This is a genomic window from Mycoplasma sp. 06067-C1-B144P-99-0482-3, assembly GCF_051053925.1.
In the GTDB taxonomy this organism is placed as follows: domain Bacteria; phylum Bacillota_I; class Bacilli_A; order Mycoplasmatales; family Mycoplasmataceae; genus Mycoplasma; species Mycoplasma leachii.
In genome coordinates this window covers 983,517-997,285 of record NZ_CP144017.1, presented here as the reverse complement: position 1 = coordinate 997,285, position 13,769 = coordinate 983,517, and the positions used below count along the sequence as shown (strand labels likewise).

The window sequence follows — 13,769 nt, the reverse complement described above, 5'->3', positions numbered from 1 at the left end:
CCTCCTATTTAACTCCATTAAATTGATCATAAACATAAAGTGTATTTTCATAATATTTAGTTCCATCTTTATCAACTTTAGCAACTTGTTTATTTTTTTGCATTCTAACTGGTGCTTGTGAAAATGTTTTTCCGTTTTCGGCAATTGATTCAAAATTACCTAAATCAGTTTTAATAATATCTTTAGTTCCATTTTGATCACTTGAAAAATAAACACTATATTTTTGACCTGGTGTTAATAAGGCGTTTTTATATTTTGACATTATTGCATAATCACTAACCCAAGAAACAAATCCTACTCCAGTATGTTGACCATTAATATCTTTATAGCTGTATTTTTCATGAGCTAAAGTGTGACGAATCTTATCTTTTTCTTTTTGAGTTTTAGCAGCTTCATACTTAGCTTCATTTTCAATATTTTGAGTTTTGTAATAAAACATATTACTACTAAATTGCTTATTAATTTTTATTGTTTTAATTTCACCAGTTTTTTGATTTTTAAATGCTAAATAATTTGCTTTATTTGCAACATCACTAGATAAATAACCAAACATTGCAACAGCATCTTTATTAGCATCTCTTCAAATACCACTTATATTACGTTTACCAACACCTTGTGATTGAATATAGAACTGTCAAAAAGCATTTACTCTTGAATCAACTTTTTTATTTTCTAAATCTTTAATTCTAATAGTGTCATCTTTTATTGGATTCCCATTATCATCATAAAGTTTAAAGTCTAAAAAGTCACGATATCATCTATCTTTAAACCAACCATTGTTAATTGATTGGAACTTTCCAAAATAACTATTATCATAGTTTGAATCATCACTTAAATTAGATTTTTGAGATAGTTTAGAATTACGATATTTTAAATTTAAAGCTTCAGCCTTATTTTTAGCTTCACTATCAACTAATTTCTCATAATCTAAAATAGCATTTACAATACCATTTCTTCCATCACGATCATTAATTTTAATTGCTCTTTTTTTTCATTTAGCAGTTGTAGTTCCATCAACAACATACTCTAAACCGGTTGTAGCTTCACTAATGTTTGATAAAAAGCTTGGCATATTTCCAAAATCATGATTGCTTGGTGAATAAGTAATTTGTAAATTATCACGATTAATTACTTCAGCAAAATTATAAGTATAATTTGAGAACAATTCATTAACTTTACGTTCAGTTTTTTTATAAAAGTAATCTAATACATCTCTAGTTGGAGAAGTGTGAAATTGAGCAGTTGCTAAAGAAGAAAAGATGCTTAATAAATCAAATTTTCTATTATAAATATGTGTCATAGTTTGATCTGTATAAAGTTGAGTTTTATTATCAAATACTAATGAATCAACTAAATTAAGTTGCTTAGTTTCAACATTTAAATCTTTTGCTAATTTTTTATATGCATTTAATAAATCATCAGTACTAATTTCTCACTTGCTTTTATCAGGATTTTTAATTTTAAACTTAGCTTTTTTAAAATCACCATAACCGTGTGTTGAATCAAAAATTCAGGCAAGATCATTATTACTTTCAATTTCATCAATTGAAAGCGCACTATTATACATTGCAAAATATGAAGAGCTAAATCTTCTCATAATTTCATTTGCTCAAATTTGTTCTGTTTTATCTGCATTAGCTTTTTGATAAAAAGTTTTAAATGCTTGTTTTTGATTTTCATTCATTGAAGATATTGAATCAAGTTTATTTATTACTTCTGTTTTATATTTTTCTTTAAACTTAGTAATATCAACTTTAGATTTTACATAATCAATACTTCAATCAACTCTATCTTGTTCTTGATTGTATTTAGCTTTTCTTAAATCTACTGTTACAAAATCTAACCAGTCATTATATTTATCAAATTCTAAACTATTATTAAAATTTTTAAATGTTCCAAATAAACCATTTAATACATTACTATCAAGTGTTTTTACTCTAGAATAATTTAATTGTAATTTAATAGGTTTTGCAAAGCCTTTATCTATTAAAAGATTAAAATCTACAAATTTTCCTTCACTATCTACCATATTTCAAACACCAGTTTTATTTGAACTATTTGATATAAATAAAGGAGTGTATTTAGATATTCATTTTAATACTTTTTTAGCTTCAAATATTTGTTCATAATATTTTGGCAAACTACTTAAAAAATATAAATCAGTATAAGCTTCTTGAAGTTTAACATTTGGCATATACATTTTATCTTTAGCAAGTCATAAAACTTGAGAAGATCCTGCATTAATAACGTTACCATATGTTACAAAACCAGCAGCATATAATGTTCGCAATATTGTTTTAAAATCTAGCTCATTACTATCTGTTGTTTTATAATTTGAAGGGTTTGCATAAATTAAACTAGATGGTGGGGTGGGAACTGAATTATAGTATCTATCAACTTTAGTACCATCTAAGTTATAATATTTTACTTTTGATATTTGACCATTTTCATCAAACTTATATGACCCTTTATCTACATCTCTATTTAAAACATAATCAGCATAAATATTTTTATACATTTCACTAACATTATTCGGTACTTTAGAACCAAAAATATTTTTAATTGCAGGATAGTTTAAATCAATTTTAGAATCTAAAGATATGCGTGTGTTTTCTTTATTTCATCCATTAATTGAATACTTATCAACAACTAGTGATTTAATTGTACTTTCTACAACCTTAATTTTTTCATTAATAAAATCTATTGTTTTTTGATCATTATATCCTGAGTTTTCATCTCTAAGATTTACACCAATAGGAACATTAATTATTGGAGAACCATCTTTGTTATAAACTAATACTTCATCAATTTTATAGTATTTACCTTCTGAATCTTTTTGACCTTTAACTACTATAGGTTCAACACTTTTACCATTATTTGAAATATTAAATCTAATTGGATTTCCTTTACCATCTTTTAAAATTCCATCTAACATTTTTAAAGATGCCGGTTGAAATCTTAATACACCTTTATCATCTTTATACATATACTTAACAACTTGATTTTGTTGTTTTGAACTATTAAAAGTTGGATTTAATGTACCTGAATAAAAATCAATTGCATTAGCAAGTCATAAATCAAATGCAGTTAATCACTTTTTATCATCATCAGTAGTTAAATTATTTTCTTTTTGTCTTTCTTTAACTGCTTCTAATAATCCAGCAAAATCTTGAAGAAATCTTCTTTTTTTGTTGCTTAATGCTTTTCTAATATCTGGATCTTCAATATCAACACCTCAAATATCAGAATCTTTTTCAATGCCTAGATTATCTTTAGTATCAAAGTTAATATTTCCATTTTTATCTTTTTTAGCAAAATTAAATACTGCATATTCTCCATAATCTTTTATTACTCCAAATTGATCCAAAAGACGTTTTGTTTCTAGTTCAATATGAGTACGTGCTTTTAAAAATAAATCAACAACTTCACGACTATAGTAATTACTAATATCAGGAGTTGCTCCAGGAGTTAATGCACTAATAAAGATTGGATCACTACCTTTATTTCCTAAATCCTGAGCACCATTTAAAGTAATATGATGTCCATATTCATGAGCTCCAACAAATTTTAAAAAGTCAGTTGATATACCTTTAAAGTTATTATCAGACATTTTTAAAATTGCTCATAAACCAATACGATCATCTTTTGTAAAACCTAAATATTTTCCATTTTCTAATTTATATTGCATCACACCATTTTCATCAAGAACTTTTTTAATATGAGATCCTTCTAATCATTGTGCAGCATAAGGTACTTTTTCTAATAATTCATCAATCAAATTTTCATAAGCATCTACATAAACATTAAATGTCTTTTCAAGCTTATTAGTAATAGGATTTCTCAAATCACTTTCTTCTTTTAAAACACTTGGAACAACTACTTTTTTATATCCTAAAACCGCAAATAAATCATTAGTTGCTCTAATAACATCTTTTTTAGCATTAGCATTAATAGAGATATTAATTCATTTATTTCCAAATTTCTCATTATTAGATGTTTTTTCTGTTTTAGTATCTCTAAGAGAAATCAATAAATTTTGTCCCTCTTTTTTAAGATTAAATAAATCTACTTTAAAAATAATTTTATTAATTTCTTCTTGACTAATATTAGGTTTTATAATATTTTTCTTAGTTAAAATATCAATTAGCTCAACTTTAGAACTTGCAACAATTAAATCATTTTCACTTTTTAATTCTTCATATTTTTTATTTTGAACCGCTACCCTAAAAAAATACAATAAAATAATCCACTAAATATTGATTGGTGTACAAGTTAAATACTTGTAGATATTTCAATAAACAGTGGGTTTTTTAATATATTTGTTGTGGTACTTAAAAATGTAAATATATTTTAAAAATAAACATATGTTTATAACCCCACTTAAAGTTAACACTAACTTTGGTGGGTTTTTTAAGTTTAATAGGTTTATTATTAAATTTTTATAAGTGTTTTAATTAACTGGAAATATTTGAGTTTATACCTTTATATAGTGTTTTTTATATCAGGGTATATACCTTGATATATCTTTTATAAGTTATTTACATAGAAAGAAAAATATAATATGATAAAAAAATTAGATATAAATAATAATGAACAAGAAACATTATTTAATAACTTGAAAAATAACAGTACAAGCTGTTATATTTTTGGTTTACCTGGAGTTGGTAAAACCTATTTTGTTAATAATTTAGTTAATCAAATGAAATTAGAATTTAATAATAATAATAATAAAGACTTTTGAAAAAAAACTGAATCATTGGATGTAGAATTTATTAATTTAGCTGAATTAGTTGAAAAAATTAAAAACTCTTGAAACTCAAAATTCACTGATTCAAAAGAAGTGTTACAAAATCAAATTAGAAGATTGATTACTTGTAAAGTTTTAGTTATTGATGATTTAGGAGTAGAAACTTTAAGTCAAGGAGTATATCCTTATATTTTTGAATTATTTGACAAAAGATATGACTTATTTACAAAAAAAGAATTAATAACTATTATAACTTCTAATTATTCACCAGAAAACTTAAAAAAATACTATAATAAAAAACTAGATGTAGTAAATGTTGAACGACTACTATCTAGGGTTTTTGGTTTACTTAATTATAATTTTATTAACTTTATCGGTACAGATAAAAGAAATAAAACATTAACTCAACCAATTAACCAAACTATTAAATCAAACACAAATATTGATAATATTAACAACAAAAACAAAACAACTAATTCATATATTAATTATGGAGTAATGAAAAATGACTTCTTTTCAAACATATTAAAATCACTAAAAAATGATAAATCACCTTATAAAAACGAAAAAATGTGAATTTTGAATTTACAAAACCAACAATATAAAGATGGTGACTTTTTAGTTAAAGGTTTAATTATACCAAGAAGTAGTATGGTTGAAACTAAAACTAGAACTGGATATCATATTTCTAATCCAGATAATACTAAAACAGTGTATGTATTACATAATTGAATTTATGATAAAGATAGTACAAAAGACTTTGTTTTAGTTGCAATACCTGAAAAGGTAAATAGTAATAACTTTAAAACATATTTAAGAACTAAAGGAAAAGGAAAATGTAAATTCTCAGATGCTAAAAAAACATTTTTACATCTTTTAGGTGTTGCTGCTTGTTGATTTAAACAGTTTAAAGAAAAATTAGAAAATATAAGTTCAGGTTTTGATTGAATTTTTGAAAAAACTAATAACTTAACAAATAAATTTAAACAACAGTTATTTAATAACTCATCTAATTTTGTTTTAAATACAGTTGGTTATAATCAAAATATCGAAGTTAAACCACAAGTCGAACCAGATAAAAAAGTTATAAAATATGAATATTTATCAAAAGAAATAGAAAATGTTTCTAATACATCTGAAAAAATAATTAATGATAAAACATTAACACAAATTAAAGATATCCAAAAATCTACTTCAGATGATGATAATTTAATCATTAAAACATATCATAAAAATGATATTGTAGATTTAAACGATGAAATTTTATTAAAAGCTATTCAACAATTTTTTGAAATTCCATCAAATAGTCTTGAAACAACCAAAATTCTAGTAGAAGATACACTAGACTTATGAGAACTGGAAGTAAAAATAAAAGATATTGCAGAGTTTTTACCTAGTTCTGTAAAACTTATAGATTAATCTACTCTTTATATTTTAGAAAATTAATATTTTATACCTAATTTACAAAAAATGTATTCTTATTTGTATTTAGGTCTTTTTGCTATACTCAACTTTTGATTTTTTTAGATTTTAATACTTTTAAAACATAAAAAACTAATAAATTTAACAATTTTTAATTTTAGTTTTACTCAGAATTAATTTTTTTAGTAAAAACTAAATTTTTAACTATAAATTTTTGGTATTTCCAATATAAGAATAATAATATAAGAATAATAATATAAGAATAATAATATAAGAATAATAATATAAGAATAATAATATAAGAATAATAATATAAGAATAATAATATAAGAATAATAATATAAGAATAATAATATAAAAAATAATACTAATATTTTTATATTAATATAATAGGTTTTTTCTTTTGTTTTTTTTGTTTTCTTCAGGTTTTGTTTTTAATAATTCATTCTTTTTTCATCTTTATCTTGAAATAATTTAATTTCTATGATAATATATTAATATATATTTATATTTTTAAGTACCACAACTCAACCAATAATATATTAAAAAGCATTATTTATAAGTAATGCCTTTTTGTCTTGCTTATAACAACCACTTAAAACCTGGTTGTTTTTTGTTTATTGACTTAATTTAAACCCAATACAACAGAAAGGGCTAACATATGAAAAAAATAGACTTCATTAGAAATGTTAAAGACAATTTAGATACAAATTACACCAACACTGAGCTTTGCCAAATATATGACACAATTGTTGACTCAATAAAATTACAAATTGCAGAAAATGGTGTTTTTAAAATCAATGGTTTAGGAAAATTTGTTCTAAAAACAGTTCCAGAAAGTCAAGGATTTAATTCAATAACTCGTGAACCTTTAACAATTCCAAAATACAAAACAATTAAGTTTAAAATATTTAAATCATTTAAAAAAGAACTTAATTAATATAGATTGGTATATCAAGGTATATACCTTAGACAAAAAGGGGGTATGCTCCTGCTTACTAAATTTTTTAATTTATTATTTTTCATAATCCCATTTTCTACAAATCAAACATTTAACTATCAGTTTGTTAATAATCAACAAGTTAATATTAAAAGTAATGTTAAAAACCAATTAGTTACTAAAGAACCCCAACTTACTTATTTTGAATTTAATAAACAATCTCCTATTGAATTAAATTCATTTAATCAAGATCCATATGATATTCAACTAAAAAATAATGACAAACAAAGCAAGTTTGGAATTATTACTAAAACAGCTATTTTGTCATTAAATTCTTATTTAGAAAAATCAATAAAAATACCAAAAGACACATCTTATATTAAATTATCTGAAACAGATTTTGCTTTTACAAGCAAATGAATTTCTTATAACAAAAAAACAGATTTGTCTGTTGGATTATATTTATGAAGATACCCAAACTTAACAAAAAGCATTGAATATCAATTAACTTATATAACTAATAACAGAAAGTTATTTAATTCTTCTTTTATAAATCTTGATTTTATTAGTAATCAAAACTACAAAAATTCAAATACTATAAGAGACTTTAAACAAACTTATCAATTTAAACATTTAAAAGAATATACAGATAGTAAAAACATAAATATAATTGCTGATTATGATTATACAAAAATAGTTGATTATTGAAATTTATATAGTAAATCTCAATTTAAACCAAGTAAGAGTTATATTGATTTAAATCAATTTACATTTAATCTTACAACTTATTTAACTTCCAATAAAAGCCATTTAAAAAAACTAATTGATAAAGACATTAAAACTAAACTTAAAACAAAAATTTCAATCAATTTTGATAACACAAATGATTATCAAATTGAAATTTTAGATAATAGTAGTTTGTCTTATAAATTAAATGATAATTCATTTAATAAATTAAAATTTTCTACTAAATCAGGTTTTACAGGACAACTCATTATTAAATCTCACCCAAATTCAAATATTTTAATTGGTAGCACAAAATTTGACATAAAAATTTTAAGTAATTCAATTTCTACTAATTTGAGTAAATGATTAATTGGTTTGACCATTACTAGTTTAGTTTTACTAATACTTATATCATTTATTATTTTTCAAAAAATAAAATTCTAAGAAAAACATTTAAACAACAGAAAGGATTTAATTATGAATACAAAAACAAATAAAAAAACAAATTATAAAACTGAAAAAATCGAATGTTTAGAAAAACCAATTAAAAGAATTTTTATTTCTGGTAGTGCTGATAAATATGATGGTTTTAAAAATGAAAATGATGCCAAATTATTTCTTCATACACTAGCATACAAGTTAGCAGAAAATAACTATCACATAGTTAATGGAAATGGTAAAGGAGTTGGAGATTTTTTACTTTCTGGAGTAACTGAATACTGTTTAAAAAATAATAAACAAATCTCAGATTATTTAACTATTATGTCATTTCCACAAAATAATATTTCAAAAGTAAATATAAAAGAACTTTATATGAAAAATAGAGAACAAATGGTAGAAAAATGTGATACTGCTGTTTTTGTTTTTGGAAATAAAAATAACAATATTGCAGAAGGAATGATGCAAGAATATGACTTAACAAAACAAAAAGGATTGAGTTTACTTCCTATAAAATTCACAGGTGGTAGTTCAGAGAAAATTTTTGAATTAGAATATCCAGACAATACTGAAATAGTTAAAAAAGCATTTAGCCTAATCAATGATAACTCTACTGATGATGTAAACAAACTAGTAGAAAACATTTTAGAAGCAATTAAATTATTGCAAATCTAAAATCACTGTCCAAATTCATTAGATTTATATCAAATAAAATCTAACAAATAAAAAAAGTATATCAAGTTATACACCTTGATATACCTATAGAAAGGATATTTATGTCAGAAAATATTAAACAAGCTATTTATAATTTTGATGAAACCGAATGTCTACAAATTGGGTATTTCACAAATGAAGCTGGCGAAATTCAAATCCAACATATGCCGATAACCATTAAAAAAGTACCAAAAGACTTACCTAAAGAAATTACAAGCTTATCTTTTGCTTTTAAAGGAAATAAAAACGAATTTGTTGATGGAATTCAATACTGAGATACATCAAACATTACCAATATGAGTTGAACTTTTAATAATGCTACTAAATTTAACCAAGATATTTCAATGTGAAATACTTCTAACGTTAAATTTATGAGCTTTATGTTTTATGGAGCAGAAAATTTTAACCAAGATATTTCAATGTGAAATACTTCTAATGCAACAAATATGTCAAATATGTTTTTCAATGCAAAAAACTTCAATCAACCCATTGGTAACTGAGATACTTCAAATGTAACAAATATGGCAGGTATGTTTTCTAGTGCTTATAGTTTTAACCAAGATATTTCAATGTGACACGTCTCTAATGTAACTGATATGAGTTATATGTTTTATGGAGCAGAAAATTTTAACCAAGATATTTTAATGTGAAATACTTCTAAAGTTAAATATATGAGTTTTATGTTTTATAATGCTACTTCATTTAACCAAGATTTATCTAAATGAGATACATCTAATGTAAATGCATTTGGACAAAATATTGGTGCTTCTAACCCCAACTGAAAACCAGAACACCAACCCCAATTTAACAAATAAAGGTATATCAAGTTATACACCTTGATATACCTAGAAAGGAAAATAAAAATTGAACATTAATAACATACAATTAAATTTTAATGCAGTTGGTGGTTCGATTAATGATTTAAAAACACCATTGAAATTAGCAGATGTTTTTAATAAACAAATGCAAACTATCTTAAATATAGTTTATCCAACAATAGCGGGTATTTTATTTCTTGCTATAATTATTCCCACTTTGTATTTTTACATAGGAAGAATTTTTAATCCCAAAATTCAAAAGAGTGTTTTATTGCAAAATTGAACTCATTTAGCAGGTTCAATTCTACTTTTAGTTATAGTTTATGCAGTTTTAACTTCAATTAATAAACTTTTAATAGAACCACAAACATTAAAACTAAAAGAACAAATTGAAGATAATACAATTGAACCTGGAACCCAATTTACCAGTGCTATACAACTGTTTACCTTTGTTATTGCAAATATTGCATTAACAATAATTATTGGTGTAGCACAACTTTCAATTTTAATTACTTATATAATATGACTTGTTAAAAAATCAAGTGGTAAAGATACAGATTTAGCAAACTTTTCAAAAGCATTATTTATAATGATTGGAGTTTTAGTACTAATGATTTTTGTGTATGTGGTTGCAAATATTGCTTTCAATCAATATTTAGTTTCAATATTTCAAAAACTAGCAGAAGCTGAATCATAATTGGTAAACACAAACAAGGCATATAGGTTTTTATCTTATATGCTTTTTTAAATAAGTATATCTAGGTATACACCTTGATATACCTTACATCACTTAATAACTAGAAAGGAAATATAACTATTGAAAAAATTATTAATATTACTTTCCACAATAACTTTATCAGTACCATTAACTACCTTAATTATATCTTGTAATGTTTGAAAACCTACTTCTTGAAGTTCCCCTAACCACAAAGAATTATCTGGTGATGAATTAAAAACTTCTATTGTGACCATCTGAAATAATTATTATAAAAACAAAATTAATTTAAATAAAACTTATGAAACTATTATCAAAAGTTTTCAATTATTTTTAGAAAGTTTAGAGTTTGATTTAAAAATAATTCTAAATGATTTAACACAATCCAAAAACCTATTCAGATTTGCTAATGAACAACTAAAACTAAAGGTTGATGTGAATTCAAAAAAAGATTTGTTTAGTTTAGAACTAGAATTAGGTAAACCTAAATATGAAAAAATATCAATTAATGTAAAAAATAATCTAAGTTTAGAAAGTATTCAAAAATATTTAAAAGATACGTTTGGTTATACTGACCAAAATATAAATGAAGTAGATATAAAATTAGAACAACTTACAATTATTGGTAAATACTCTAATAATAAACAAAAACTACACAAATTTAATTTAAAAAACCCTTTAGATTTAAAAGAAAACAAATTTGATGAAAAATTAGTTAATATAGCTGCTGAATATGCAAAAGAACATCTTAAAGAATATACATATAAAAGCTTTGATTTAGTTGAATGTTTAATATCACTTACATCCAATTCAATTAATTTACCAATTCAACTAAATCATCTTGCAACCATTAAACTGAACCCAATAGTTATAGAACCTAAACATATTTCACCACCAATATCAGAAACACAACACGACACATTTATGCAATAGATAATCCAACTAAAGTTGTCAAAATAGGTTGAAAAACTCTTAATGATGGTACAGTTCAAATTAAACCATTTAGACCATCCACAACTGAAGTTCCAAAAGAATTAACATCTGAAATCACAAGTTTAAAAGAAGCATTTGATGGACTTAAAAGCAAAATTGTAACTAACCTTGATAAATGAAATACATCAAACATTACTGATGTGTCAGGTATGTTCAAAGGTGCAAAAACATTTAGCCAACCACTAAACAATTGAAACACATCAAATGTAACTAATATGGAGTATATGTTTTATGGAGCAAAAAACTTCAACCAACCCATTGGTAACTGAGATACATCAAATGTTATTGATATGACAAATATGTTTGCCTTTACAAAAAAATTTAATCAAGACATTTCAAATTGAGATACATCAAATGTTGTAGATATGAGCGGAATGTTTTATAATGCTAAAAAATTTAACAAAGATCTTTCTAATTGAGATGTTTCAAATGTTAAGAATATGGAAAGTGTGTTTAAAGGATCTAAAAGTTTTAATAAACCTATAAGTAACTGAAATACTTCTAATGTAAAGGATATGAGCGGAATGTTTTGCTTTGCTGAATCATTTAACCAACCCATTGGTAACTGAGATACTTCAAATGTTACTGATATGGCTGCAATGTTTTATAAGGCTAAAAACTTTAATCAACCATTGAATAAATGAAACGTTAAAAATGTTGTTGAAATGGAAGATATGTTTGCTGGAGCTGAGTCATTTAATCAAGACATTTCAATGTGAAACACATCAAATGTAACTAATATGGAATATATGTTTGATAGAGCAGAAAGTTTTAACCAACCCATTGGTAGTTGAAACACATCAAATGTAACTAATATGGAGCATATGTTTGATGATGCTGTTTCATTCAATCAAGATTTATCAAAATGAAACACTTCAAAAGTAATAAATAAACATAACCAAAATATAGGTTTTGTTAACCCTAACTGAAAACCAAAACACCAACCCCAATTTAACAAATAAAGGTATATCAAGTTATACACCTTGATATACCTATAGAAGGGATTTAATTATGAAAGAAATAAAAACTATTTTATCTTATCCACAAATAATTCAAAAAAAACTAGAAGATGATAAATATGATTTATTTGATTCTATCATTCAAGAATTAAGAGATAAAGACATTATTGAAGAAAATTTAGAACAAATATACCGATTTAAACATGTAAGTGATTTTAGTTCTACTAAGTTATTAGATTTTTTAAAAAATCATAATTTAGGTGATTTTGAAGACTGAATTTATATTGATAAAAAAGAAAATAAATTAAAAGTTTATGAAAAAGCATATGCAGAAAGTATTATTTTAGCTGATGTATTAGTTGAACTTGCAAATCATATGGCAGATAAAAAAGATGAAATTTTAGATTTTGATCATAAAGAAATTACTTTAGACAAAGTAGACAAAAAATTATTAGAACTAGAATAAAAAAGTCACAACTTAATAAATAAAAAAATATTTCAAGATATCAAGTTATACACTTTGATATACCTATAGAAAGGATATTTATGGAAAAAGATTTTTTACTTTCAAAAATTTATAATTGATTATTTTTTATTTTTGAACTTTTGACTATAGTTTTTGGAACAATTTCTATTTTTAAAGAATCTTTAGTTTTCTTAATTTTAACTGGTGTATGTTGCTTCATCACCATTATATTTGATTATCTTTATGACAACAGAAAATATTATGAAATGAAAAGAAAATATACCTAAGATATAGTCTAACTGTTTCAAAAGTAAAAAATAAATAAAAAAATAGAAAGGAATATTAAATTGAAAGTTTTATTAATAGAACATATTTCAAATTTATCTAAAGATTTAATACTAGATAAAAATCAATTAATTACAAAAATTAATGATGAAATTCAAATTAAACAATTTTTACAAACTACAAAAAAAGTTCCTAGTGTTTTACCTAAAGAAATCACAAACTTAAAGACTGCATTTAAAGATAATGAAAATGAATTTATTGAGGGAATTCAAGACTGAGATACATCAAATGTAAAAAATATGCGTTATATGTTTAAAGGTGCAACTTCATTTGACCAACCCATTGGTAACTGAGATACTTCAAATGTTACTGATATGAGTGCAATGTTCTATGGTGCAAAATCTTTCAACCAAGATTTATCAAACTGAAATACTTCTAATGTCTGAAAATAAAGCCAACGTATCAATGTTTCTAATACAAATTGAAAAAAATAATATTGACTTAAATTTAGCAAAACAACTAGCTAAAAGATATATCAACTTATAC

Annotated in this window: 11 protein-coding genes and 1 pseudogene; 10 read left to right on the top strand and 2 right to left on the bottom strand. The window is 23.7% G+C overall.

Annotated elements, in window-relative coordinates; genetic code table 4:
* Positions 1-4 precede the first annotated feature (4 nt).
* Positions 5-4,204 (bottom strand): annotated as a pseudogene (locus V2P32_RS04370) (hypothetical protein); the annotation flags it as partial.
* 357 nt (positions 4,205-4,561) lie between these two features.
* Here V2P32_RS04370 and V2P32_RS04365 point away from each other — a divergent pair.
* The 7 genes from V2P32_RS04365 (at position 4,562) to V2P32_RS04335 (ending at position 11,453) form a co-directional block, all read left to right on the top strand.
* Complete coding sequence (locus V2P32_RS04365) at positions 4,562-6,166, top strand: ATP-binding protein (protein ID WP_434343465.1); 1,605 nt, start codon at positions 4,562-4,564, stop codon at positions 6,164-6,166.
* A 664-nt stretch (positions 6,167-6,830) separates the two neighbouring features.
* Positions 6,831-7,109, top strand: coding sequence for an HU family DNA-binding protein (locus V2P32_RS04360; RefSeq protein WP_434343464.1), 279 nt, complete (start codon positions 6,831-6,833; stop codon positions 7,107-7,109).
* Positions 7,110-7,154: 45 nt separating this feature from the next.
* Complete coding sequence (locus V2P32_RS04355) at positions 7,155-8,279, top strand: hypothetical protein (RefSeq protein ID WP_434343463.1); 1,125 nt, start codon at positions 7,155-7,157, stop codon at positions 8,277-8,279.
* Positions 8,280-8,312: 33 nt separating this feature from the next.
* A complete protein-coding gene (locus V2P32_RS04350) occupies positions 8,313-8,948 on the top strand; it encodes a hypothetical protein (RefSeq protein WP_434343462.1) in 636 nt (211 codons plus the stop codon).
* 101 nt (positions 8,949-9,049) lie between these two features.
* Positions 9,050-9,802 (top strand): BspA family leucine-rich repeat surface protein, encoded by a 753-nt coding sequence (locus V2P32_RS04345; RefSeq protein WP_434343461.1) that lies wholly within the window; start codon positions 9,050-9,052, stop codon positions 9,800-9,802.
* A gap of 49 nt (positions 9,803-9,851) precedes the next feature.
* Positions 9,852-10,502 carry a hypothetical protein gene (locus V2P32_RS04340; protein WP_011387063.1) on the top strand — a complete coding sequence of 217 codons (651 nt, stop codon included), beginning with the start codon at positions 9,852-9,854 and terminating at the stop codon, positions 10,500-10,502.
* 120 nt (positions 10,503-10,622) lie between these two features.
* Positions 10,623-11,453: a hypothetical protein gene (locus V2P32_RS04335; RefSeq protein ID WP_434343460.1), complete on the top strand. Its 831-nt coding sequence runs from the start codon at positions 10,623-10,625 to the stop codon at positions 11,451-11,453.
* Here V2P32_RS04335 and V2P32_RS04330 read toward each other — a convergent pair.
* The gene (locus V2P32_RS04330; RefSeq protein ID WP_155104997.1) at positions 11,443-11,670 is read right to left on the bottom strand and encodes a hypothetical protein; all 228 of its coding nucleotides are present in this window, start codon (positions 11,668-11,670) and stop codon (positions 11,443-11,445) included. The two genes, V2P32_RS04335 and V2P32_RS04330, sit on opposite strands and share 11 nt — an antisense overlap.
* On the opposite strand from V2P32_RS04330, the gene V2P32_RS04325 reads away from it, so the two are divergent.
* The 3 genes from V2P32_RS04325 (at position 11,567) to V2P32_RS04315 (ending at position 13,675) form a co-directional block, all read left to right on the top strand.
* On the top strand, positions 11,567-12,475 hold the full coding sequence (locus tag V2P32_RS04325) for a BspA family leucine-rich repeat surface protein (protein ID WP_434343983.1): 909 nt from the start codon (positions 11,567-11,569) through the stop codon (positions 12,473-12,475). The genes V2P32_RS04330 and V2P32_RS04325 overlap by 104 nt on opposite strands.
* 49 nt (positions 12,476-12,524) lie before the next feature.
* Positions 12,525-12,938, top strand: coding sequence for a hypothetical protein (locus V2P32_RS04320; RefSeq protein WP_011387066.1), 414 nt, complete (start codon positions 12,525-12,527; stop codon positions 12,936-12,938).
* Positions 12,939-13,285: 347 nt separating this feature from the next.
* Positions 13,286-13,675, top strand: coding sequence for a BspA family leucine-rich repeat surface protein (locus V2P32_RS04315; RefSeq protein WP_011387068.1), 390 nt, complete (start codon positions 13,286-13,288; stop codon positions 13,673-13,675).
* Positions 13,676-13,769: the final 94 nt, after the last annotated feature.